The 23,897-nt window shown below is 70.1% G+C and carries 17 protein-coding genes; 7 read left to right on the top strand and 10 right to left on the bottom strand.

From position 1 onward, the window contains the following. A partial coding sequence (locus tag B0W80_RS35200) for an RHS repeat domain-containing protein (RefSeq protein ID WP_143684835.1) occupies positions 1-196 on the bottom strand: 196 nt, incomplete at its 3' end. Positions 197-510: 314 nt separating this feature from the next. On the opposite strand from B0W80_RS35200, the gene B0W80_RS36550 reads away from it, so the two are divergent. Next, positions 511-1,239, top strand: a complete 729-nt coding sequence (locus tag B0W80_RS36550; protein WP_218668967.1) for a GNAT family N-acetyltransferase — start codon at positions 511-513, stop codon at positions 1,237-1,239. A gap of 14 nt (positions 1,240-1,253) precedes the next feature. On the opposite strand, the gene B0W80_RS29750 is transcribed toward B0W80_RS36550, so the two are convergent. Together B0W80_RS29750 and B0W80_RS29745 are read right to left on the bottom strand one after the other, a co-directional pair. After that, positions 1,254-1,973 carry an SDR family NAD(P)-dependent oxidoreductase gene (locus B0W80_RS29750; RefSeq protein WP_077002767.1) on the bottom strand — a complete coding sequence of 240 codons (720 nt, stop codon included), beginning with the start codon at positions 1,971-1,973 and terminating at the stop codon, positions 1,254-1,256. Between the two features lie 9 nt (positions 1,974-1,982). Next, the gene (locus B0W80_RS29745; RefSeq protein ID WP_179107053.1) at positions 1,983-3,350 is read right to left on the bottom strand and encodes a carotenoid oxygenase family protein; all 1,368 of its coding nucleotides are present in this window, start codon (positions 3,348-3,350) and stop codon (positions 1,983-1,985) included. 333 nt (positions 3,351-3,683) lie between these two features. Between B0W80_RS29745 and B0W80_RS29740 the strand changes: the two genes are divergently transcribed. Further along, positions 3,684-4,004, top strand: coding sequence for a hypothetical protein (locus B0W80_RS29740; RefSeq protein WP_077002765.1), 321 nt, complete (start codon positions 3,684-3,686; stop codon positions 4,002-4,004). 46 nt (positions 4,005-4,050) lie between these two features. Here the strand turns inward: B0W80_RS29740 and B0W80_RS29735 are convergent, their stop codons facing one another. The 3 genes from B0W80_RS29735 to B0W80_RS29725 form a co-directional block, all read right to left on the bottom strand. Then, positions 4,051-5,076 carry a tripartite tricarboxylate transporter substrate binding protein gene (locus B0W80_RS29735; RefSeq protein ID WP_077002764.1) on the bottom strand — a complete coding sequence of 342 codons (1,026 nt, stop codon included), beginning with the start codon at positions 5,074-5,076 and terminating at the stop codon, positions 4,051-4,053. Next, entirely contained in the window at positions 5,052-6,080 is a 1,029-nt protein-coding gene (locus B0W80_RS29730) for a helix-turn-helix domain-containing protein (RefSeq protein ID WP_143684834.1), read from the bottom strand. The genes B0W80_RS29735 and B0W80_RS29730 overlap by 25 nt, the downstream gene beginning before the upstream one ends. Positions 6,081-6,192: 112 nt before the next feature. After that, positions 6,193-6,867, bottom strand: a complete 675-nt coding sequence (locus B0W80_RS29725; protein ID WP_077002762.1) for a type 1 glutamine amidotransferase domain-containing protein — start codon at positions 6,865-6,867, stop codon at positions 6,193-6,195. Positions 6,868-7,096: 229 nt separating this feature from the next. Here B0W80_RS29725 and B0W80_RS29720 point away from each other — a divergent pair, with 229 nt between their 5' ends. After that, positions 7,097-8,770 carry a cyclic nucleotide-binding domain-containing thioredoxin-disulfide reductase gene (locus B0W80_RS29720; RefSeq protein ID WP_077002761.1) on the top strand — a complete coding sequence of 558 codons (1,674 nt, stop codon included), beginning with the start codon at positions 7,097-7,099 and terminating at the stop codon, positions 8,768-8,770. A 20-nt stretch (positions 8,771-8,790) separates the two neighbouring features. Next, entirely contained in the window at positions 8,791-9,462 is a 672-nt protein-coding gene (locus B0W80_RS29715) for a response regulator transcription factor (protein WP_077002760.1), read from the top strand. 55 nt (positions 9,463-9,517) lie between these two features. On the opposite strand, the gene B0W80_RS29710 is transcribed toward B0W80_RS29715, so the two are convergent. From B0W80_RS29710 to B0W80_RS29700, 3 genes are read right to left on the bottom strand one after another with little or no spacing between them, the layout of a single operon-like run. Beyond that, a complete protein-coding gene (locus tag B0W80_RS29710; RefSeq protein WP_077002759.1) occupies positions 9,518-10,153 on the bottom strand; it encodes an Isoquinoline 1-oxidoreductase subunit in 636 nt (211 codons plus the stop codon). Further along, positions 10,150-12,327, bottom strand: coding sequence for a molybdopterin cofactor-binding domain-containing protein (locus B0W80_RS29705; protein ID WP_077002758.1), 2,178 nt, complete (start codon positions 12,325-12,327; stop codon positions 10,150-10,152). The genes B0W80_RS29710 and B0W80_RS29705 overlap by 4 nt, the downstream gene beginning before the upstream one ends. A gap of 3 nt (positions 12,328-12,330) precedes the next feature. Beyond that, positions 12,331-12,801: a (2Fe-2S)-binding protein gene (locus B0W80_RS29700; protein ID WP_077002757.1), complete on the bottom strand. Its 471-nt coding sequence runs from the start codon at positions 12,799-12,801 to the stop codon at positions 12,331-12,333. Between the two features lie 252 nt (positions 12,802-13,053). Here B0W80_RS29700 and B0W80_RS29695 point away from each other — a divergent pair, with 252 nt between their 5' ends. Continuing rightward, complete coding sequence (locus tag B0W80_RS29695) at positions 13,054-14,466, top strand: aldehyde dehydrogenase family protein (protein ID WP_077002756.1); 1,413 nt, start codon at positions 13,054-13,056, stop codon at positions 14,464-14,466. Positions 14,467-14,492: 26 nt separating this feature from the next. Beyond that, positions 14,493-15,467, top strand: a complete 975-nt coding sequence (locus tag B0W80_RS29690) for a tripartite tricarboxylate transporter substrate-binding protein (RefSeq protein ID WP_077002768.1) — start codon at positions 14,493-14,495, stop codon at positions 15,465-15,467. A gap of 12 nt (positions 15,468-15,479) precedes the next feature. On the opposite strand, the gene B0W80_RS29685 is transcribed toward B0W80_RS29690, so the two are convergent. Continuing rightward, entirely contained in the window at positions 15,480-18,350 is a 2,871-nt protein-coding gene (locus tag B0W80_RS29685; protein ID WP_077002755.1) for a winged helix-turn-helix domain-containing protein, read from the bottom strand. Between the two features lie 478 nt (positions 18,351-18,828). On the opposite strand from B0W80_RS29685, the gene B0W80_RS29680 reads away from it, so the two are divergent. Then, a partial coding sequence (locus tag B0W80_RS29680; RefSeq protein WP_077002754.1) for a DUF4347 domain-containing protein occupies positions 18,829-23,897 on the top strand: 5,069 nt, incomplete at its 3' end.

Here is a 23,897-nt window from a genome sequence, read left to right as displayed (position 1 = left end):
TGCGGGTGGGGCGGCTGATGGCGTCGCGCTGGATGCGGGTCACCTGGCCCGAGCCATCGGTGATGGCGCTCGGCCGGCCGGCTGCGTCAAACTCGGTCCGGAGGGTGCCGGCCGAGGCGGGCAGTGCGAGCAATGACGTTTGAAGCGCGGAGCAGATCGCGCGCACGGCGCGTGCGCGCCGTGGGTGGCATGACATGGAAATCCCTGGGTTCGTTGATCTTCTTGCCGCAAGATCTGGCTGGCGGCGGCGCAATCCGATGAAGCTCAGCTCATCGGTGGGCGCGGATCATAGGAACGAACCCCTACTGCACACCAGTCTGGAAGAAAGTTCGCACGCTGTCATTTTTCAGCACAGATGTAGCGCTTAAGGTGACGCCGCAAGAGCAACTTTCGCGGGAGGCGCGCCCGGCGAGTGTTGGATGGCGGGAATGGGATGGCACGCCGAAGATGACCGATAGACAATGCTTCGACGGTCCGGCAACGCGCCCCAACCCACCCAAAGCGCCATTCATGCGAACCCTGTTCAAGGTATTCGGCCAGTTGATGGCCATCGAGCGACAAGGCAACCGCTGGCACGCCTTCCTGCTCGGCGACGACGGCAAGCGTCGGCCGGCCGAACTTGCCATTCCCTCGGAGCTTCCGCACGAGGCGTTGGCCCAGTACCTCCACGACATCTATCACGAGAGCGCCACGCCGACCAACGGCGGTGTCGTTCAACTCGATACGACGTCCGCCCCGCCCGGCCCGTCGTGGACGCGACCCCAACCCGTCGGGGAGAACGAGCCGGCCGCTACGCCGCGGGTCCGGCCCGCGCGTGACGGCGAAGTCGCTGCTGTTGCCGCGTGCGTCGACGCGGCCTTTGAACCCTACATCGAACGCATCGGCAGGCCCCCCGCGCCGATGCTCGCTGACTACCCGGCACTCACCGCCGAGGGAAAGGTGTGGGTCGCGGAACTCGATGGCGAACTGGCAGGTGTTCTTGTGCTGTACGAGACCGAAGACGGCTTCTACGTCGACACGGTCGCGTCGTCGCCGGCGATGCGGGGAACGGGCGTCGGCCGCGCCTTGCTCGAGTTCGCGGAGGCCGAGGCCCGCGCGCGGGGCTTCGCATCGCTCTACCTGTGTACCAATTCCAAGATGACCGAGAACCAGGTGCTGTATCCGAAGGTCGGCTACGTCGAGTACGACCGCCGGCCTCAAAGCGGGTACGACCGCATCTTCTATCGCAAGCGACTCTGACCGAGCCGCTGCGCTCAGCTCACCATGTAGCCGCCATCCACCGGCATGACCACCCCGGTCATGAACGCAGCCGCCGGCGTGCACAGGAACACCGCCGCGCGCGCCACGTCGTCGGGCGTGCCCCAGCGGCCCATCGGCGTGCGGCCAAGAATCGTGCCGGAGCGCACCGGGTCGTCCTGCAGCGCCTGCGTCATCGGCGTCGCGATCCAGCCTGGCGCCACCGCGTTGACGCGAATCCGGTCGGGCGCATAGGCGATGGCCAGCGACTTGGTGAGCTGCGCCACGCCGCCCTTGCTGGCCGCATAGCCCGGCACCAGCCCGCCGCCGAAGAAGCTGAGCATCGAGGCCGTGTTGACGATGCAGCCCTGGGTGGCCTTCAGGCGTTCGCGCGTCGCGCTGCACACGCGCAGCGTGCCGGTCAGGTTGACCCCCAGCACCTTCTCGAAGACCGCCGGGTCGTGCTCCTGGCCGCGCTGCAGGATGCCGGCGCAGTTGAAGACGATGTCGAGCCGCGCCATGTCGGCGATGGCCGCCTCGACGCTCCCCTGCGCACCGACATCGGCCTTGCGCACGCGCACCGCCGCATCGAGCGTGCCGTCGCCCTTGCCGCGGCCGAGCGCCGTGACCTGCGCACCGAGCGCAGCCAGGTGGTTGGCGATGACGGCACCGATGCCTTGCGTGCCGCCGGCCACCAGGGCCACCTTGCCGTCGAAGAGTCCTGTCTGGTATGTCATGCGCGCATGCTACGGCAGTGCTCGCGTTCCGGCGATCCAGTTGCCATGCAGGCCATACGGCACACGCTGCGGCAGTTCGACGACCGCCACGGGCTCGTCGTCGATGCGGCCTGCATCGAGCAGCACGAAGCTGCTCGCGTCGCGCTCCGCGTCGTAGGCGAAGGTCGCCAGGTAGCCGTCGTCTTCGCGCGTGCCGCCCGGCCGCGGCACGAAGGCGGCCTCGCCGATGGCGAGGCGGCCGAAGTCGTGCTTCGTCACGGCGCCGGTCTCCGTGTCGACCCGCGCGAGCGCATCGAAGCCGCCCGTGGCATTGTTCCCGCTCGCCACGGGCAGGTAGACATACCGGGTCGCCAGCGCTTCGTGCAGGTGGTTGATGCGCGGGAACTCGGTGTCTTCGTCGAGCAGCGAGGCGGTGTCGAAGCGGCGCTGCACGGGGTCGATCGTCATGCGGCGAAGCGTCGAGCGCTGCCCTGCCTCGAAGCTGAATTTCTCGTAGTGCACGTAGTCGACGACGATCTGCCCACTGCGCTCGAAGCCGTTGGCGAAGTGGTAGACGAAGAAGGGGTCGCCCTCGATCCAGGTCGGCGCCGCGCCGTCCAGCGGCACGATGGCGATGCGCATGCCCAGGTCGGGCCGCCACTGCAGCATCGACCGGCCGGCCTGCATCGCCTCGACGTCGAACACGGCCGGCCCGGCGATCAGCACCAGATGGCGCTCGGTCAGCACGAAGTCGTGGACCATCGTGGGCATCGGCAGGTCGAGCGACAGCGTGTCCATCAAGAGGCCCGCAGGGCTGAAGCGGTGGAACTTCACGATCGGCTCGCGCCACGTGTACTGGATCGCGTGGAGGTCGCCGGTGCGCGGGTGGCGCTTGTTGTGCGCGCCCAGGCGAACTGGCTGCGCGGTGCCCGCCGTCCACGGCCCCAGCGTGTCGAGTGCTTCGTTCATCTCGTAGCAGATGGTGGCCTCGTTGAGCGCGAGCAGGTGCTCGCCGTGCCGGATGATGTTCACGAAGGCCCCGTTCTTGATCGGCGCGGTGTTCTCGCCGTCGAGAAACAGCGCCGGGTCGATGGGTTCCGGATGCGTGAAACTGCCGTAGACGGCGCGGCCGGCGCGGCGTTCGACGGCCAGCGATGCCGTGTCGACGAAGCGATTGCGGTAGCGCGCCTTGCCGCCGTCGAGATACACCGCGTGGATCATGCCGTCGCCGTCGAGCGGGTACGCGTAGTGGATCGGTCGGAACATCGGGTTCGGGCCGTTGCGCATGTAGACGCCGCGCAAGTCCTCGGGGATGTGGCCCGCTGCGACCTTCAGGTCACGCGCATCGGTCTCGCGAAGCACCGGCTTGTAGTTGCCACTGAGGAATGGGTTGTCCATGTGCCAAGGCACGTCGACGGGCTCGCTCGTCGATGGCCGAGCGGCCTCTCGTTGTTCGGTTTTCATCGCGGTTTTCATTGCAGCTTTCCTTCCGGTTTCTCTTGCAAGTGACGATGAAGAAAGTGTGCGTCCGAGTGCGCCGCCGCAGTGGTCTGCACGTCCGAAGACTGGCCCCGTCGTCCGATCTTCGACCCCGCATGCGCATGAAACGGACGATCGAGAACTGGGACTGGCAAGCAACAGATCGAGGCCCTGCGCCGGAACAATCGATTCCGTTGCAGCAAGTTCCGCTCAACGATTCACCCACCTTCAACCTACCCATCGAACTTCATCATGAACAAGCTCCTGATCTGCTCCCTTCTCGCCATCGCCGCCGGCCACGCCATGGCACAGAACTCCGACGCCTCCGAACAGCGCGCACCGGTCCTCGACTCCAAGCCGCAACTCGCTGCCGATGCCGCGCGCCAGTCGCGTCCGATGGGCCAGGTCCGTGCGGCCGGCGGCGACGAACTGACCAGCGCGGTCAACGACAACATCGGCGCCGATCGTGCCGGCCAGCGCGGCGAGCAGCTCGCCCGCACCCGCGACCAGCGCCATCCGGGCCATGCACCGTCGACGCAAGGCGGCACGCCCGACTCCCCGGGCGCCAAGTAATCGCGGCCCGGCTCGGCGCACGGGCCGATAGCGTTCGGGCCGCCCGTCAGGGCGTCGCGTCGAGCGCCACGCCCGTGCCCTGCGCCAACTCGATCCACAGCGGCAGCGCCCTGCGCCAGTTGGCGTCGGCCTCGGCCGCCGAGTTGCCGATGGGCTCCGCGCCCAGCTCGACGACCTGCGCCCGCACGGCGCTCGTCGACAGCACACCGACCACGTCGCGCGACATGCGCTCGACGATGTCGATCGGCGTGCGCACCGGCACCGCCAGCGATATCGGCCCCTCGAGCCTGTACACGGCATCCCCGAAGCCCTGCTCCTCGAACGTCGGCACGTTCGGCAGCGCGGCGATCCTGCGCGTTCCGTTCGCGGCGATCGCACGCAGTTGACCCGCGGCGACGTGCTGCTGCACGCTGGTCTGCGAGGCCACGGCCAGTTCGATGGTGCCGGCGAGCAGGTCCGTCAGCATCAGGCTTTCGCCGCGATAAGGCACGTGCACGGTGCGGGTGCCATGCGCGCGGTCCATGTAGGCCTGGGTCTGGTGCCCGATGGTGCCCGCACCCCACGAACCGAAACCCACGGGTCGCGGCGCCTTCTTCAAGTACGCCACCAGCTCCGCGAAGCTGCTCGCCGGAACACGCGCGTTCGTGACCAGCAGCGTGCGCGGCGTCGCGATGTCCGAGACCAGGCGAAGGTCGGTGCGCGCGTCGTAGGGCAGGCGCCGGTACAAGGCCAGGTACGACGTGATCGGCGCGGGGATCGTGATCAGCACCGTGTAGCCGTCGGCCGCGCTCTTGGCCACGAAGTCCGTCGCGATGATGCCGCCCGCACCGGTGCGGTTGTCCACCACCACGGGCTGGTTCCACAGGGCTTGCAGCTGCTGGGCCACGAGCCGCGCGAGCCGGTCGGACACGCCGCCCGCCGCGTACTGGCAGACGATGTGGACGGGGCGGCGCGGCCAGTCGCTCTGCGCGTGGACGCGTGAGCCGGCTGCGGCGACCAGCCACCCGGCCAGCGCCGTGCAGGCGCTGCGGCGCGAGGGCCCCGGGCTCAATCGCGCAAGGTGCGAATCCACGGCTCGAATCCCGCGCCCGCCAGCGAGGGCTGGACACTCCCCGGCACGGCCTGCGCGACGCGCCGCCGCACCTCGTTCGGCGCATAGCCGAACTGCTCGCGAAAGGCCCGGCTGAAGTGCGTGGCGCTCTTGAAGCCGTGGTCCTCGGCCACGCGGCCCAGGTAGATGCGGCTGGTGGCGCTTTCGAGCAACGCGTGCACGCGCGCGAGACGGCGCTCCCTGACGTAGTGACCCACGCCGCCCATCGGCTCGAGCATGCGGTACAGCGTGGTGCGCGACATCTTGAAGAAGGCCGCGATGCCGTCGGCCGACAGGTCCGGCTCGGTCAGGTGCAGGTCGATGTAGCGGCAGACCTGCCGCAGCAGGGTGCTGTCGGCCACGGGCCTGGCATGGTCGATGTTGACGGACGAGGGCAGCACGCTGGCCGCCAGCAGGTTGACGGTGGCCTGGGTCAGCGCCGGCGCCTGCTGCACGCTGACCATCGACGAGATGCGCACCAGGCTGCGCAGGTGGTCCGCCAGCATGTTCGCGGAAGCGCCGCGCGGCTTGAAGCCGTGCAGGTCGAAGGCACGCGGCAAGGCCTCGTCGAGCAGTTCACGCGGCACGAACACCACGATGTTGGCGCCGGCGTCGCATTCGTAGCTTTCTTCGCGCGCCATGTCCGAGACGAGGATCTCGCCGGGGCCGACCTGGTGCCGCACGCCGTCCGCATCGTTGCGCAGCACGCCTTCGGTCTGGAGGATGAAGCGGTAGTGGTCGAGGTGGTCGCCGCGGATGTTGCGCTGCGTGCGTGTCTGCAGGCGCGGGCCGAAGTGCGAGTCGCTGAGCAGCAGCTTGCCGAATTGCCAGAAGGAGATGTCGAAGTTGAAGTCCTCGGCCCGGGTGCCGGGCGGCACCGACACGTTGAAGGTGCCGGCGATGCCGTTGCGCCAGCGATCGAAGCGCTCACCGGCGTCGAAGCTGCTCGACTCGGTACGAACGTGAGGTACGCAGGGATCGGTCACGGCCACTCCTTCCGCGTCGGAGCATAGCCGCGTTCCACCAGGGGTGCAAAGCGCACGCAGGCCCTGGCAGAGGGCCTCGTTCGGGCATCGCCCGGCGGTGGAGCCCCGCCGCTCAGCCGGCCGTCTTCTGCAGCGCCGCCACCACTTCCTTCGCGAGCGGCCCGCCCGAGGCCGGGTTCTGGCCGGTCATGAGGCGCCCGTCGACCACCACCTTGGGCTGCCACTGGCCGGCCGATTCGTGCAGCGCGCCTTCGTCGACCAGCGCGCTCTCGAGCATGAAGGGAACGTCGGCCTTGGCGTAGCCCTCCTCCTCCGCGTTCGAGAACGAAGTCAGCCGGTGGCCGCGGACGAAGGGCGTGCCGTCGTCGAGCTTCGCGCCGTAGAAGGCCACCGGCCCGTGGCACACGGCCGAGACGATCTTGCCGCCGTTCCAGGCGCGCACCACCGCCTTCTTCACGTCCGCGTCGGTCGCGATGTCGGCCATCGGGCCCAGGCCGCCGGGGAAGAAGATGGCGTCGTAGTCCAGCACGTCCACCTCCGACAGCTTGCGGCTGCGCGCCATGCGGCGGTAGGCGCTGCTCTCCTTGAAGGCCTTCTGGGCCGGGTCCTTCTCGTCGTAGGCGTCCTCGGGCGGCTTGCCGCCCAGCGGCGTGACGAATTCGACCGCCACGCCGGCCTTGTCGAACACCTCGAAGGGATGCGCGATCTCGGCGAAGAAGAAGCCCGTGGGCCGCTTGTTCGGCCCGATGACCGCCGTGTTCGTGACGATGAACAGCACGTGCTTCATGACTCGCTCCTCGGAAAAGTTGCCGGACGGCCCGGCGAGGGTGAACGCCGGCAAGGACGATAGCCCCGGGCATCGCCACGCGGGGCGGGGCCGCGGTTAAGCGTGGTTATGCGTGGTGAAGCGCGTTTCGCCGACGGCCCCTTGCCGCGATTTACCGCGTTTAACTTTGACGCGCGGCCCATGCCGCTTAAGGTGTGGCCTCCATCGGTGCCGGCTGACGGAGGCCTGCATGAGCAACCCACGCGCAGATTCGATGGCGGCAGAACGCCGCCGACAGATGTTTCCCCCGCCGCTGCCGGCCGGCGACATCGAACGCATGGCGCGCTTTTCCGAGCGCCGGCACTATGAGCCGGGCTCCTTCCTCAAGGTGGCGGGCCAGCCCTCGCCGGGGCTTTTCGTGCTGCTGTCGGGCTGTGTGGTGGTCAACCAGCGCACCGGGCTCGGCACGCCGATCCGCCTGGTCGAGCACCGGGCCGGCGAGTTCATGGGCGAGGTCGGGCAACTGGGCAACGCCGCCTCGCTGACCGACGCCGAAGTGGTCGAGGCGGTGGACGCCCTGCTGATCCCCACCGAGCGGCTGCGCGCGCTGATCATCGGCGAGGCCGAACTCGGCGAGCGCATCATGCGCGCGCTGATCCTGCGCCGCATGCTGCTGATCGAGGCGGGCGCCAGCGGCCCGGTGGTGGTGGGTGCGGCCGCCTCGCCGCAGGTCCAGCGGCTGCTGGCTTTCCTGCGCCGCAACGCCCAGCCGCACCAGCTGGTGGCGCCCTGCGACTGCGAGGCCACCTGCGCGCTGATGGAGCAGTACGGCGCCTCGCAGGACGATGCGCTGGTGATCCGGCCCGACGGCACCGTGCTGCGCAACCCCAGCGAATCTCAGCTGGCGCACCTGATCGGCATGGTCGACACGCGCGAGCGCGACGAGGCCTTCGACACGCTGATCATCGGCGCCGGCCCTGCCGGGCTGGCGGCGGCGGTGTATGCGGCCTCCGAGGGCCTGAAGGTCGCCGTCATCGACAGCCGGCACTTCGGCGGCCAGGCCGGCGCCAGCACCCGCATCGAGAACTACCTGGGCTTTCCCACCGGCATCACCGGCGAGGCACTGACCGGGCGGGCCTGGGTGCAGGCGCAGAAGTTCGGCGCCGAAGTGATGATCCCGGTCGAGGCGCGCCTGCTCGACTGCTCGCGCGACGATCCCTCGCAGAGCCTGCGCGTGCAGCTGGCCGACGGCTGCTGGCTGCGCTCGCGCGCCATCGTCATCGCCAGCGGCGCGCGCTACCGGCGACCGCCCCTGGCCGGACTGGCCGAGCTCGAAGGCCGCGGCGTCTGGTACTGGGCCTCGGCGACCGAGGCAGCCCTGTGCGCGAATGCCGAGGTGGCCATGGTCGGCGGCGGCAACTCGGCAGGCCAGGCCGCGGTGTACCTGGCGCAGCATGCCGAGCGCGTCTACATGCTGGTGCGCGGCCCGAGCCTGTCGGCCACCATGTCGCGCTACCTGGTCGACCGCATCGCCAACACCGCCAACATCGAGGTGCTGGCCCACACCGAGCTGCATGCGCTGCGCACCGACGCGGCGGGCGCGCTGGCCAGCGCCCAATGGCGCGACCGGCGCGACGGCCACCTGTGGGACTGCGACATCCGCAACCTCTTTCTATTCATCGGCGCCGACCCGGAGACCGGCTGGCTCGAAGGGTGCGGCGTCGACCTCGACGCACACGGCTTCGTGCTGACCGGCGCCGACGCCGCCGCGGCCGGCCGGCCCATCCCGCGCGCGCTGGAAACCAGCGTGCCGGGCGTCTTCGCGGTGGGCGACGTGCGCTCCGGCTCGGTCAAGCGCGTGGGCGGCGCCATCGGCGAGGGCGCCGCGGTGGTCGCGATGCTGCATCAATGCCTGGGAACCTGAGCGAAGAAGGAACGATGTCGATGCGCAACCCGATCCACGTCACGGTCGTTCACGAAGATGCCATCGTCAGCGCCGGCGTCGCAGCCATTCTGGGCGAGTGCGATGGCATCAGCGCGTCGCTGGCCGGTGAGCAGGAGGCGCGGCGCGGCACCGCCGATGGCGCCGCGCGCGACTGCGCACTCGTCGTCGCCGACCACGCCACTGCCATGCAGATGGCCGGCAGCGGTCCACGTAGCACCGAACGGCCGCCGCCCCGCATCCTCGTGCTGACCCACCTCGACCGCGAATGGGACGTGCGCGTCGCGATGGAAGCCGGCGTGCATGGCTACCTGCTGCAGAAGTGCAAGCCGGCGCAGCTCGTCGATGCGGTGCGCACGGTCCATGCCGGCGCTCGCTACGTGTCGAGCGAGCTGGCGTTGAAGCTGGCCGACTGCCTGATGCGCGACGCGTTGACCGTGCGCGAGATGGAAGTCCTGCGCGCCATGGCCACCGGCGCCACCAACCGGCGCATCTCGATCGCACTGGGCATCGCCGATGCCACGGTGAAGGCGCATGTGCGGGCCATCTTGAGCAAGGTGGGCGCGGGTGCGCGAACCGAGGCGGTGGCGATCGCGGTTCGGCGCGGGCTCACGTCGGCATCCTTGTGCGACGCCGCTCTTGCTCCCTCGTCCGTCGGCAGAGGCTGGAGTTGATGTCTTTCTCCCTCTCCCAGAGGGAGAGGGAACAAGGCGGGGCCCAGGGAACCGGTCACCCCGGGCAAACCGCACCGGTCTTGATCCACGCATCGATCAGCGCCCCGAACTCCGCCTGCGTGCCCGGTGCAGGCTCGCGGTGCGCACCCGGCAGCCAGCCCCATCCCACCAGCGGATCGTGCGTCATGTGTTCGTGGATCTGCGCCAGGCTCCTCTTGCCGTTGCGCTTCGGGTCCTTGATCTGTTCGCAGATGCCGCCGAGCGACACGCCCACCCAGCCCATCTCGAGCGGCGCCAGGTGCCACATCGGATGGCCCGGCACGCCCGAGGCGTCGTTGTTCTTGGCCTGGTGGCAGCTGGTGCAGCGCAAGGCCGGCGCACCCTTGCCGTCCTTGCCGCGCGTGACGTTCGGCACGTGCAGCCGCAATTCGGTGCCCTGGCCCTGGAAAGGCCGGTCGCCGGTCGGGTGGCAGTTGAGGCAGCGCGGGCTCTGGATGACCCGGCCGGCCTCGACGAAGAGCGCACGCGAGCGCTCCTGCGTGTTGGCGATCGAATCGAAACTCTGCACGCTGCGCAGCGGCGCGACGTTCTGTGCGGGCGCACCGGCGGCGCACGACAGCACCGCCGCCGCGACGGCCAGCGCGCGCAGGCCGGCGGCGGCGCCCGGAATGGATTGCGTGAGGACGCTCATGCCATCAGCTCCTTCGCGGGAACGGGGTAGTTGCGGAAGCGCTTGCCGGTCGCGGCATGCAGCGCGTTGACGAACGCCGGGATCACGATCGCGCAGCCGATCTCGCCGACGCCGCCCGGGTCGTTGTCGGTCCTGACGATGCTGACGTCGATGGCCGGCGTCTGGTCGATGCGCAGCAACTGGTAGTTGTGGAAGTTGCTCTGCTGCACCTGCCCCTTGTCGATGGTCACCTGCCCGTACAGGGCCGCCGTCAGGCCGAAGATGTGACCGCCCTCCATCTGCGCGACCACCGAATCGGGATTGATGACCACGCCGCAGTCGACGGCCGAGGTCATGCGCTGCACCTCCACGGTGCCGTCATCGGCCACCCGCAGCTGCACGACGAGCGCGATGTGGCTGCCCCAGGCCGTGAGCACGGCGACGCCCATGCCCGAGCGCGGCGGCAGCGCGCGGCCCCAGCCGGCCTGGCTGGCCGCACGTTCGAGCACCGCCTTGGCACGCGGGTTCTTGCCCAGGTGCGCCACGCGAAACGCCACCGGATCGGCCCGCGTGGCCACCGCGACTTCGTCCATGAAGCTGTCGATGACCCAGCCGTTGTGCCCGGGCCCGACGCCGCGCCAGAAGGCCGTCATGACGCCCGGCGGCGGCTCGATCGGCACGTACTCGACGTACTTGACGGGTATCGAGAACGGCCCGTCGGCCGCGTCGACCGCATCGGGGTCGACACCGTTCGCGGGTATCCACGGCGGCGAGAAGCGCGCGATGACCGCCGAGCCCGCGAGCCGGTGGCTGAAGCCGGTGACGGTGCCCGATGCGTCGAGCGTGGCGGCGAGTTCGTCGCAGTACAGCGGGCGGAAGCTGCCGTGACGGATGTCCTCTTCGCGGCTGTAGATCACCTTCAGCGGAAACGACACCTGCTTCGCGATCTTGGCGGCCTGCTCGACGTATTCCGCGTCGAGCCGCCGGCCGAAGCCGCCGCCGATCAGGAAGTTGTGCACCTGCACGTTCTCGACCGGAATGCCCGTCGCGCGGTGGATGGACTGCTGCACCTTCACCGGCGACTGCGTGCCCAGCCACACCTCGCAGGCATTGCCGCGCACGTGGATGGTGCAGTTCATCGGCTCCAGCGGCGCATGCAGCATGGTCGGCGCGCCGTATTCGGCCTCGATGACGCGCGCCGCACCGCTGCGCGCGGCCGCGAAGTCGCCTTCGTTGGTGGAAACCAGGCCCTTCTGCTTGAGTGCGCCGCGCACCGACGATTCCCAGGACGCAGTGGAAAACGCAGCGTTCGCGCCCTCGTCCCATTCGATCTCCAGCGCCGCCAGGCCCTTGCGCGCCGCGCCGTAGTGGTCGGCGATCACCGCCACGATGTCGTCGCCCGCGACGACCTGCCGAACGCCCTTCACGGCCAGCGCCTTGGCATCGCCGACCTTGCGCACCTTGCCGCCGAGCACCGGGCAGTGCCGGATGGCGGCCACCTTCATGCCCGGCAGGCGCATGTCGATGCCGAAGCGCGCGCTGCCGTCGGTCTTGGAGCGCGAGTCGGTGCGCTTGGCCGGCGTGCCGACCAGCTTGTAGTCCTTGGGGTTCTTCACCGGCACGTCTGTCGGCACCGGCAGCGTGGCGGCCAACGCGATCAGCGATCCGTAGCTGCGCTCGCGGCCGCTGCCCGTGTGGATGACCTTGCCGCGGCTCGTGCGGCAATCGCCGGGGCCGACTTTCCACGCCTGCGCGGCCGCCGCGACGAGCATCGCGCGACAGGTGGCACCGGCCCCGCGCACCGCCTTCCACGCGCCCTGGATGGAGCACGACGCACCGGTCACCTGCAGGCCCAGGATCGGATTGCCGTAGCGCTTCTCGTCGGCAGGCGCCTGCTCGACGGTGACGGACGAGAGATCGATGTCCAGCTCTTCGGCCAGCATCATCGGCACGGCCGTGAACGAGCCCTGCCCCATCTCGACGAAGGGGTTGACGAAGGTGACCGCGCCGCTCGGCGCGATGCGCACGTAGACGTTGGGCGCGAACTCCCTGGCGCCGCTGCCCTGCGCGAGCGCCTTCTTCGCGGGCAGATGGAAGGCGGCCACCAGCGCGCCACCCGTGCCCAGCGTCACCGTCATGAAGCCGCGCCGTGAAAGCCCGGCGCCGGGCGATGTGTCGTTCTCGTGCAGGGCCATCGCTCAACTCCTGGCCGAGCCGCCCGCGGCGGCCAGCGCGATGGCCGAACGGATGCGCGGGTAGGTGCCGCAACGGCACAGGTTGCCCGACATCGCCGCATCGATGTCGGCGGCGCTCGGCTTCGGCACCTGCCGCAGCAGCGCGCAGGCCGACATGATCTGGCCCGACTGGCAGTAGCCGCACTGGGGCACGTCCTGCGCGAGCCATGCAGCCTGGATGCGCCGGCCCACCTGCGTCCTGATCACGGCCTCGATGGTCGAGATGGCGGCACGGCCCACCGATTCGACCGCCGTCGAGCACGACCGCGTCGGATTGCCGTCGAGGTGCACCGTGCAGGCACCGCACAGCGCCATGCCGCAGCCGAACTTGGTGCCCGTCAAACCGACGACGTCGCGCAGCACCCAGAGCAAGGGGGTGTCGCCTTCGACGTCGACCACGTGCGTGCGGCCGTTGATGCTGAGCTTGTACGACATGCGTGGGGCCTCTTCGATCCTTGTTGTGCGCCCCACTATCGACCTGCGTTCGAGCGCTGTCTTCGACACTTCGAACGGCACGGCCCACCGCCATTGCGCCGATGCGGCGCTCGTCACAAGGGATGAGAGAAGGCTGCACCCGGAGGCGCACGGCGGCGCCGCGAATCCGGGCTATCGTCCAGCGGGCACCCGTGGCCGACCCGCCCATGCGATGCCAGCGAATGCGACCGCATCAACGAGGAGGGCCGAGCCATGATCATCGTCCGCAGGGCCTTCGACCGCGCGAGCATTGCCGAGCTGCCGGAAGACGATGCCGCGTCGCTGCAGCGCAAGCTCGCGCTCGCGGCACGGCTGCATGCCGATCGCAGCCAATGGCTGCCGCCGCACGAACGCATGGGCATCCTGCGGCGGCTGGTGCCGCTGCTGGAGGGCAAGCGCGTGCACCTGGCGCGGCAGATCTCGCTGGAAGGCGGCAAGCCTCTGGTGGACGCGCTCGTGGAAGTCGACCGCGCCGTCGACGGTGTGCGCAACGCGGTGGACGTGATGCGCACCGAGGGTGGGCACGAGATCCCGATGGGCCTGACGGCGGCCAGCGCCGACCGGCGCGCCTTCACCTTCCACGAACCGATCGGCGTGGTGGTCGCGATCTCGGCCTTCAACCATCCGCTGAACCTGATCGTGCACCAGGTGGTGCCGGCCGTCGCGGTCGGCTGCCCCGTGATCGTGAAGCCGGCGCCGGCCACGCCGCTGAGCTGCCTCGAACTCGCGGACCTGCTCGAACAAGCCGGGCTGCCGGAGGGCTGGTGCCAGGTGTTCCTGTCGAGCGACACGGCGTTGGCCGAGGCGCTGGCGACCGATCGGCGCGTGGCCTTCCTGAGCTTCATCGGCTCGGCACGGGTGGGCTGGCACCTGCGCTCGAAGCTGCCGCCGGGCACGCGATGCGCGCTGGAGCATGGCGGTGCCGCGCCCTGCATCGTCGATCGCTCGGCCGACCTCGGCCGGCTGCTGGAACCGCTGGCCAAGGGCAGCTACTACCACGCGGGGCAGGTGTGCGTGTCGACGCAGCGCATCTTCGTGCACCGCAGCCTGCGCGACGACTTTCTCGAACGCTTCGCCGCGCGCGTGCTGGCGCTGCGCACCGGCGATCCGGCGCTCGAAGAGACCGAGCTGGGCCCGCTCATATCGCCCGAGGAGGCCACGCGCGTCGAGCAATGGATCGGCGAGGCGGTGGCCTCGGGCGCCACGCTGGTGGGTGGCGGGCGCCTGAGCCCGACCACGCTGCGACCGTCCATCCTGGTGGAGCCGCCGCCGGACGCGAAGGTGTCGTCGCTCGAAGTCTTCGGGCCGACGACCTGCGTGCATGCGTTCGACGACCTGGGGCAGGCCATCGCCGCGGCCAACGGCCTGCCGACCGCCTTCCAGGCCAGCATCTTCACCAACGACCTGAACGCGGCGCTCCACGCGGCCGAACGGCTCGACGCATCGGCGGTGATGGTGAACGACCACACGGCCTTCCGCACCGACTGGATGCCCTTCGCGGGACGCCGCGAATCGGGCTACGGCACCGGCGGCATTCCCTGGACCATGCGCGACATGAGCAGCCGCAAGATGGTGGTGTTCCGGACGGGCTGGCAAAGCGCTTGCATGCGCGACGACGCACGATGAACATCGGCCCCTGCGGCCAACCCACGATGACGATTCGATTCCTCTGCGCCTTCCTCGTTGCCTTGTGCGCGTCCGCGTCGCCCGCGCACTCGCAGGAGCGCGAGTTCCCGACCCGCGCCATCCGGCTGGTGCTGCCCTTCGCGCCGGGCGCCGCGGCCGATGCGGTGGCGCGCATCCTGGCTGAGCAGATGTCGCAGCGGCTGCAGCAGCCCGTGGTGGTCGACAACCGCGCGGGGGCCGGGGGTGCACTGGGCGCCGAGGCCATCGCCGCCGCGGCGCCCGACGGCTACACCATCGGCATCGCGGCCGTGTCGACGCACGTCGTGGGGCCGGGCTGCAACCCGAACCTGCGCTACGACCCGATCAAGAGCTTCACGCCGATCGCGATGGTGGCCGACATGCCCACCATCCTGGCGGCCCGCCCCGGACTGGCAGCCGATTTCGCGGCCTTCCGCGAGCTGGCGCGCCAGCGGGCGGAACCGAGGCATTACGGCATTCCCGGCAACTGCACGCTCGGGCACCTGGTGCTCGAACACCTGAACCACGAACTCGACGGAACGATGGTGGCCGTGCCCTACCGCGGCTCGGCGGCGACGGCGGCCGACCTGGCCGCCGGCCGCGTCGACTTCATGAGCGACAGCCCGGCCCTGCTGCTGCCCTATATCGAAGCCGGCCGGATGAAGGCGCTCGCCGTGGCCTGGCCCACGCGCCTGCCCGCGCTGCCGGACGTGCCGACCTACCACCAGCTGGGCCTGCCGGCGCTCGACATCACCATCTGGTACGGCATCGTCGGCCCGGCCGGCCTGCCGCCCGCCGTCGTCGCGAAATACGAGACCGTGATCGCGCAGTGCATGGCCGACGCCGACCTGCAGGCGCGCTTCGACAAGGCCGGCGTCACGGCCGTGCACGGCGCGTCGTCGACCGTGTTCGGCGCCTTCCTGCGCGAGCGCTACGCGCGCGAGTCGCAGTTCATTCGCAGCCGGGGGATGTCGAGCAATTGAAGGCGCAAGGCCTCATGCGGCGTTGGCGATGCGCAGGCGTGACGCAAGTTCGCCGGCCTTGAACAGGTCGGCGGTCTCGAAACCTTCGGTGAACTGCAGCAGCACCGCATCGAGCAACTCGGCGGCTTCGTCGTGCCGGCCGAGGTCGATGCACAGCTCGGCCAGGCTGGTCGCCGAGCGCAAGGACCAGGCGAGCGCGCCCTGCCCTTGCGCCATGCCCAGCGACTGCCGATACAGCGTCTCGGCCTCGCGCAGCGCCGCGCCGCCGCCGGCCCCGCGCACCAGCTCGCCCTTGAGCCGCAACACCTCGGGCAGGTACCAGTGCTCGCCCGTGTGCCCGCACCAGGCGATCGCGCCGTCGAGCGTCGCACGCGCCTGCGGGTGCCGCCCGGCCAGCGACAGGCCCCGCGCCAGCGCGCAGAGGAAATACGAGCGCCGCAGAAGAAAGCCCGATGCCTGCAGCTGCAGCAGCGCATCGGCCATGCGGTCGGCACCGCCCGGGTCGCCGCGCTCGGACATCAGCATGCTTTCGAGGAAGTCGGCGCGCGAACGCCAGACCTCCAGCGCATTGCGCTCCAGGTGTTCGCGCAGGCGGCGCAGGTGCCGCTCGGCCGCCTCCAGGTCGCCCATGCAGAAGGCGATGGGAAAGCTGGTGTTGCCGAGCGTGCTGCACAGCGACAGCGGATGGTGCGACTCCAGCGCGTCGTCGACCGCCAGCGCGGCCATTCGCTCGGCCTGCTCGGCGAAGCCCTGCAGCCACAGCAGGTTGGCCAGCGTGCCCCGCGCGGCGCCGCGCTGGTCGAACTGGAAGCGCGAGATGTGCGACTGCTGAACCGGCCCGATGCGGCGCGCCAGCGCCACGTCGAGCCGCCGGCGCGCGCTCGAATGGCGGCCGAAGTAGTGGAGCGCGGTGGCGATCAGCCGCTCGGCGCTGAGCTCGTCGGCGCTGTCGCCGTTGCGGCGGGCCAGGGTGCGCAGCCGGCGCAGGTAGCCGAGCGCCGCGCGGTTCTGGCCGGCGAAGACCAGGTACACCGGCAGGGCCCACAGCATGCGCAGCTGGTAGCGCACGTCGCCCGCCTCGTCGGCGATGGCCAGCGCCTCCTTGAGCAGTGCGTCGGTCCTGGCCTGGGGGCCCTGGGTGTAGAGCAGCGCCTGGCCCAGCGCCGCGCACAGCTTCATGCGGCCGGAGGCGTCGAGCGGATGGCCGGGGCACTCGGAGGCCAGTGCCCGCTCGACATTGACGCGGCATTCGTCCAGCAGCGAGAGCTGGGTCCACAGCGGAATCGCAGCGATGGTGAGCTGGATGCCGAGCGCGAGCTTGCCCTCGACCGAGAAGGCCCAGGCGAGCGCGCCGCGCACGTCGTCGATGCGGGGCGCATGCTCGTCGGTCCAGTCGGCGCCGCGGCGCTGGTGCGACTCGAGTTCCGCGCGCGTCAGCACGTCCAGCAGGTGGCGTGCGTGCCGCTGGCGCAGGTCGGCCAGCTCGCCGCTTTCCGACAGCTTCTGCGCCGCATAGGCGCGCATGGTGTCCAGCAGCCGGTAGCGGACGGCCACGCCGCTCACGTCGGCGCACACCAGCGACTTGGCGACCAGGCCTTCGAGCGCCAGCGCCACGTCGGCGTCGCCGCCGGCCACCGCCTCGGCCGAAGCGAGCGCGAAGGTGCCCGCGAAGACGGAGAGCCGGCGCAACACCGTGCGCTCGCCGTCCTGCAGCAGCTCGTGGCTCCAGTCGAGCGCCGCGCTCAGGCTGCGGTGCCGGGACGAGGCGCCGCGCCGGTCGAGCGCGAGCAGCCGGAAACGGTTGTCCAGCAGGGCCGACAGCTCGCGCAGCGTGAAGGCATCGGCGCGCGTGGCCGTCAGCTCGATGGCCAGCGGAATGCCTTCGAGCTTGCGGCAGATGTCGGCCACGACGGACGCATCGGCATCCGACATGGCGAAGCTCTCCAGGCAGGCCGAGGCGCGCTCGACGAAGAGCTCGACCGCCGGAAAGGCGAGCGCGTCGCCGGCCGTCAACCGGTCGGACGCGGGCGGTGCACCCAGCGCCGCCAGCCGGTGCACCGTTTCCGCGCGTGCGCGCAGCGGCTCGCGGGTGGTGGTGAGCACCAGCACGCCGGGCGCCGCGGCCAGGATCTGCTCGATCCAGGCCGCCGTCGCGTGCAGCACGTGCTCGCAGCTGTCGAGCACGATCAGCATGCGGCGGTCGCGCAGCGCGCCGAGCACGATGGGCAGCGCGTCGCCCGAATGGATCGCCAGGCCCAGCGCCTTGGCGATGGCCATGGGCACGAAGCGCGCGTCGAGCAGCGGCGCCAGGTCGACGAAATGCGCGCCGTGCTCGCACTGCCCGCCCAGGGCCTCGGCGACCGCGATCGCGACGGTGGTCTTGCCGATGCCGCCCGGCCCGACGATCGACACGAAACGGCGCTGCGGCAGCTGGGCCGCCAGCGCGGCGACGACATCGGCGCGGCCGAAGACACGCGTGGCGCCGTAGGGCAGATTGCTGTCGCCCGCGGGCAGCCCTTGGGTGCCGCTTTCGCCGGCATCCATGCGCAGCACGGGCGCGACGAAGCGGTAGCCGCGGCCGGGGATGTTGATCACGTAGCGCTGGCCCGCCCGGCCGTCGCCCAGCGCGCGGCGCAGCGCCGCCACGGTCACCTTGAGGTTGCTTTCCTCGACCACCGTGCGCGGCCAGGCGCGTGCCATCAGTTCGTTCTTGGGCACCAGCTCGCCGGGCCGCTCGACCAGGGCGTTGAGGATCTCGAGCGCGCGGCTGCCCACGCGCACCGGGGCACTGCCTTCCAGCAGCAACTGCTGCGCAGGCAGGAGGCGGAAGGGTCCGAACAGGAAGGCCTGTTCGACAGCACCGTTGGAAGGCGGCTCGGCCATGTCGCTGCATCCCCGGAGGTGAGTGGTGATTCACACAGGTGGCGGGCCATGATGCCATGCAGGCGACGGCGGGGCGAGCCTCGGGCTCGCGCTCATCAATGCGATGGACGCCTCGCAATTCGACCGAAGCGCCATGAATACCACGCCAAATGCGCGTCTGGGATTAAATGATTCAGCTTAATAAATAGGTATCAACGTCGGCATTGCGCCAATACATCCAATTGCAATTGGGTTCAATAGGACGCTGTCGGCAGCGAGCGCCCTCCGTTTGGAAATTTCCCGGGGCGATCATCCGCACGTGCCGAAACGGCGTAAACGTCCATTAGTGTTTCGGCTGCATCGCAATTGACCGCTGCCATTGCGGCTATTGCTCAGTTGCACTCGCGCTTGCCAGTCGTCAAATTCAGACATCCGGGTTGCAAATATGGCTCAAAAAGAATCAAAAGGTATTCAAGGGGACCGTAATTTTTGTCAGCCGATGGCGCCTGCGCGCGCCGGCCTGCGGGCGCTCGCGCTCGAAGCCCGGTTCATGTTCGACGCCGCCGCGGTCGCGACGGCGGCCGACGTGCTGGCGGCGCAGGCCGCAGCGCAGCAAGCCGATGCGGCCATCGCCGACGCAGCCCGGCAGGCACCGCCGCCACCGCCCGCCGCCGCGTTCGCCGACGGCAGCGGGTTCGAGGCGGCGCACGACACGGGCCCGCACATGGATGCGTGGGCCGGCCCGACGACCGAACTGAACGGGCCGGGCGGCACGGCGCTCGCCGACGCGCTGGCGGCCTTGCACCCCGCGCAGGACAACACCGGCACGCAGATCGTCTTCATCGACCGCAGCGTCGAGGACCCCGGCGTGCTGCTGTGCGGCATCGACCCGCGGGCCGAGGTGGTGTTCATCGACGGCGGCTCCGACGGCCTGGCGCAGGTGGCCGATGCCTTGCGCGGGCGCAGCGACGTCGACGCGATCCACGTCATCTCGCACGGCGATCCCGGCGAACTGCACCTGGGCAACGCCACCTACGACAGCGCCGCGCTCGCGGCGCGCTCGGCCGACCTGGCGGTGATCGGCGCGGCGCTCGACGCCGATGGCGACATCCTGCTGTACGGCTGCGACACGGCCGCCGGCACGCTGGGCGAAGCCTTCACCGGCAACCTCGCGCGGCTGACCGGCGCCGACGTGGCGGCGTCCACGGATGCGACGGGCGCCGAACGCCTGGGCGGCAACTGGCAACTCGAATACCAGGTGGGCACGATCGAGAGCGCCGCCATCGTCGACGAGCGGGCCCAGGCGCTGTACGAGCACACGCTCGACGCGGCCGTCAACACCGGCAACGGCGCGGTGCTGGGCGTGTACGGGCGCGACATCGTGAGCATCGACGTCACGACCGGCCGTGCGACGGTGCTGACCAGCGTGCCCACGTCGGTGGGCGGTGTGGCGGTCGGCGGCACGGTCAACGCGCTGTCGATCAACGCCGCGGCCGGGCTCATCTATTACTTCGACGGCGCGTCGACGAGCTCGCGCGCCATGTTCGCCTACGACTTCGTCAACAACACGCACATCCTCATCGACAACGACATCACCGACGCCGGCAGCGTGGTGGTGGCGGGCAACCAGGGCGTGAGCGGCGGCGGCGCGGCGTTCTCGAACGGCGCGATGTACCTGGGGGTCGAGAACGTCACGGGCACCGGCGGCGCCGACCGCATTTACCGGCTCAACTTCTCGGCCGACGGGCGCACGGTCACCGGCACTTCGGTGTTCGTGAGTGCGGTGTCGGGCGGTGCGGACTGGGGCGACCTGGCGGTCGACGTCGCCAACAACGCGCTGATCAGCACCGGCAGCAACGACGGCGGCACGCGTTCCTTAGTGCGCTACGACCTGACCAGCGGCGCCCAGCTCACGAACACCACCTACGCCTCCACCTCGATCCAGCTGTCGGCGGGCACCAACGGCGGCATCTACGCGCTGGGTGGCACCACCATCCAGAACATCAACCCGCTGACCGGCGCCGTGGTGTCGACTGTGAACGTGACGACCAACGGCAGCACCGCCATCAGCGGCACGGTGGCCGACGGCGCCGGTGCGGTGCCGGCCACCGGCAGCATCGGCGACCGCATCTTCGACGACAACAACGGCGACGGCGCCTTCGGCGTGGGCGACACCGGCATCGCCAACGTCACCGTGCAGCTGGTCGACGACGTCAACGGCAACGGCGTGGCCGACCTCGGCGAGCGCGTGCTCGCCACCGACACCACGGGCGCCGGCGGCAACTACCTCTTCACCGGCGTGCTGCCGGGGGCCTACGTGGTGCGCGTGACCGACACCGGCGGCGTGCTGGGCGGCAGCGCGCCCACCAACGGCGCCGTGACGCGGGCCGTGTCGCTGGCGACCATCGGCGCGTCGAACCTGGCGATCGACTTCGCCTACGACAAGGTGCCGCCGGTCGTCGACCTCAACTCGGGCACCACGACCAACGACATCGTCACCAACGGCGGCTTCACGGGCGGCATCACCGGCTGGACCTCGACCGGCTCGACCATCTACGCGAACAACGTGGTGCGGTGGGACAACGACTCCATCTCGGGCACGCTGACCCAGGCCAACCTGTCGGGCCTGCAGAACGGACCCGGCACCAACGGCGCGGCGCAGATCGTGTTCGGCTTCGGCTGGAACAACCCGCTGATCGACTCCGAGGTGCCGACCACCTTCACCGTGAGCGTGGGCGGCGTGGTGTACGCCACCGTCACCACCGGCCGCTCGAACGTCGGCCCCAACATCGCGACCGTCGCGTATTCGAACGGCGCCACCGGCTCGCCCACCGTCATCGCGAGCAGCACCTTCGGTGCATGGTCCTACACCGACATCACGATCAACCTGCCGAACACGGTGGCCGACACGGGCGCGCTGGTGTTCGGGTTCTCGCCGCCGAACATCCTGCTCGTGTCGGGCGACGACGTGTCGATCGACAACGTGCGCGTGCTGACCTATACCGACACCACGGCGGGCCGCGACTGGAACGCCACTTTCACCGAAGACGGCGCGGCGGTGTCGATCGCGAACCCGAACTCGTCGGTGATCGACAGCGACTCGACCAACATGACGTCGGCGCAGATCGTGCTGACCAACGGCCAGGCCGGCGACCTGCTGCGCATCGGCGGCGTGGCGCTCGCCAACGGCTCGACGGGCACCCTCAACGGCCTCAGCTACACCGTGACGGTGAGCGGCGGCGTGACCACCATCGCCCTGAGCGGCGCGGCCACCAAGGCGGTGTACGCCGACACCATCGAGGCCATCACCTTCGAGAGCACGCTGCAGAACCCGCTGGCCTCGCCGGTGCGCGACATCACGGTCACCGTGAGCGACGGCGGCTTCACCTCGAACACCGCGCACTCGTACATCACGGTGGTGCCGGTGAACGACGCGCCGGTGGTGGCTACCGGCTCGACGCTCGCCTACACCGAGAACGGCGCGGCGACGGCCATCAACACGGCCATCACGGTCTCGGACGTGGACAACGCCACGCTGGCCAGCGCGACGGTCGCGATCACCGGCGGCTTCGCAGCCGGGCAGGACGTGCTGGGCTTCACCAACGTGCCGGCCACCATGGGCAACATCACGGCCGCCTACAACGCGGCCACCGGCGTGCTCACGCTGAGCTCGGCCGGCAACACCGCCACCGTCGCGCAGTGGCAGGCCGCGCTGCGGGCCGTGCAGTACAGCAACACCTCCGACAACCCGTCGACCGCGGCCCGCACGGTGAGCTACACCGTCAACGACGGCGCGGCCGCGTCGAACACCGTCACGTCGACCGTCACCGTGACGGCGGTGAACGACGCGCCGACGCTCGCGACCGGATCGAGCATCACCTACACCGAGAACGGCGCGGCGACGGCCATCAACACGGCCATCACCGTGGCCGACCTCGACAACGCGACGCTGGCGAGCGCCACGGTCGCGATCACCGGCAACTTCGTGCCGGGGCAGGACGTGCTGAGCTTCACCAACGTGCCGGCCACCATGGGCAACATCGCCGGCACGTACAACGCGGCCACCGGCGTGATCACGCTGAGCTCGGCCGGCGGCACGGCGACGCTCGCCCAATGGCAGGCGGCCCTTCGCGCGGTGCAGTACAGCAACAGCTCGGAGGCGCCCTCGGCGGCCGCGCGAACCGTGACCTACACGGTGAACGACGGCAGTGCCGCTTCGAACGGCATCGCCTCGACCGTGAACGTCACGCCGGTGAACGATGCGCCGGTCAACACCCTGCCCGCGAACTTCTCTGGCACCGAGGACACGGCCGTGGGCCTGACCGGCCTTCAGGTCAGTGACGTGGATGCCGGCAGCAGCACCGTGCGCGTGACCTTGAGCGTGCCCACCGGCACCCTGACCGCGGCCACGGGCGGCGGCGTGACCGTCACCGGCAGCGGCACCGCCACGCTGGTACTCGAAGGCTCGGTCGCCAGCCTCAACGCCTACCTGGCCAGCGCATCGCGGCCCAACTACCTGCCCGTGGCCAATGCCACCGCCAGCGTCACGCTGACGATGTTGACCAGCGACCTCGGCAACACCGGCAGCGGCGGCGCGCTCACCGACAGCGACACCTCCACCATCAGCTTCACCGCGGTCAACGACGCCCCCGCGGGCGCCGACCGCACGGTGACGCTGGCCGAAGACGCGGTCTACACCTTCTCGGCCGCCGACTTCCCGATCACCGACCCGCTGGACACCCCGCCCAACACGCTGCAGGCCGTCATCGTCACGACGCTGCCGCCCGCATCGCAGGGCGTGCTGCGCCTCAACGGCGTGGCCGTGGTCGCGGGCCAACGCATCGCCGTGGGCAGCCTCGCGCAATTGACCTTCACGCCCACGGCCAACCTCAACGGCAACGGGATCGGCAGCTTCACCTTCCAGGTGGTCGACAACGGCGGCACGGCCAACGGCGGCGTGGACACCGACGCCTCGCCGAACACCTTCGCCTTCAACCTGACGCCGGTCAACGACGTGCCGGTGGCCGTGGCCGACACAGGCACCGGCGCGGAGGACACGCCGATCACCGGCAACGTGCTGGCCAACGACACCGACATCGACGGCGACACGCTGACGGTGACGCAGTTCGTGGTGAACGGCAGCACCTTCACGGCCGGCCAGACCGCCACGATCGCGGGCGTGGGCACGCTGGTCGTCAACGCCAACGGCAGCTACACCTTCACGCCCGCGCTCAACTACAACGGCGCGCCGCCCGTGGCCACGTACACGGTCAGCGACGGTGCGGCCACCGCCACCTCGACGCTCACGCTCACCGTGACGCCGGTGAACGATGCGCCGGTCAACACCCTGCCCGCGAGCTTCTCTGGCACCGAGGACACGGCCGTGGGCCTGACCGGCCTGCAGGTGGCCGACGTGGATGCCGGCAGCAGCACCGTGCGCGTGACCTTGAGCGTGCCCACCGGCACGCTGACCGCGGCGACGGGCGGCGGCGTGACCGTCACCGGCAGCGGCACTGCCACGCTGGTACTCGAAGGCTCGGTCGCCAGCCTCAACGCCTACCTGGCCAG

This window comes from Variovorax sp. KK3 (assembly GCF_001984055.1).
GTDB lineage: Bacteria > Pseudomonadota > Gammaproteobacteria > Burkholderiales > Burkholderiaceae_C > Variovorax.
This window is presented reverse-complemented; position numbering and strand designations above follow the sequence as displayed.

Coding starts and splice junctions, on each gene's coding strand:
- B0W80_RS36550 (WP_218668967.1), top strand. CDS start 511: ATGCGAACCCTGTTCAAGGTATTCGGCCAGTTGATGGCCATCGAGCGA.
- B0W80_RS29750 (WP_077002767.1), bottom strand. CDS start 1,973: ATGACATACCAGACAGGACTCTTCGACGGCAAGGTGGCCCTGGTGGCC.
- B0W80_RS29745 (WP_179107053.1), bottom strand. CDS start 3,350: ATGGACAACCCATTCCTCAGTGGCAACTACAAGCCGGTGCTTCGCGAG.
- B0W80_RS29740 (WP_077002765.1), top strand. CDS start 3,684: ATGAACAAGCTCCTGATCTGCTCCCTTCTCGCCATCGCCGCCGGCCAC.
- B0W80_RS29725 (WP_077002762.1), bottom strand. CDS start 6,867: ATGAAGCACGTGCTGTTCATCGTCACGAACACGGCGGTCATCGGGCCG.
- B0W80_RS29720 (WP_077002761.1), top strand. CDS start 7,097: ATGAGCAACCCACGCGCAGATTCGATGGCGGCAGAACGCCGCCGACAG.
- B0W80_RS29715 (WP_077002760.1), top strand. CDS start 8,791: ATGCGCAACCCGATCCACGTCACGGTCGTTCACGAAGATGCCATCGTC.
- B0W80_RS29710 (WP_077002759.1), bottom strand. CDS start 10,153: ATGAGCGTCCTCACGCAATCCATTCCGGGCGCCGCCGCCGGCCTGCGC.
- B0W80_RS29705 (WP_077002758.1), bottom strand. CDS start 12,327: ATGGCCCTGCACGAGAACGACACATCGCCCGGCGCCGGGCTTTCACGG.
- B0W80_RS29700 (WP_077002757.1), bottom strand. CDS start 12,801: ATGTCGTACAAGCTCAGCATCAACGGCCGCACGCACGTGGTCGACGTC.
- B0W80_RS29695 (WP_077002756.1), top strand. CDS start 13,054: ATGATCATCGTCCGCAGGGCCTTCGACCGCGCGAGCATTGCCGAGCTG.
- B0W80_RS29690 (WP_077002768.1), top strand. CDS start 14,493: ATGACGATTCGATTCCTCTGCGCCTTCCTCGTTGCCTTGTGCGCGTCC.
- B0W80_RS29685 (WP_077002755.1), bottom strand. CDS start 18,350: ATGGCCGAGCCGCCTTCCAACGGTGCTGTCGAACAGGCCTTCCTGTTC.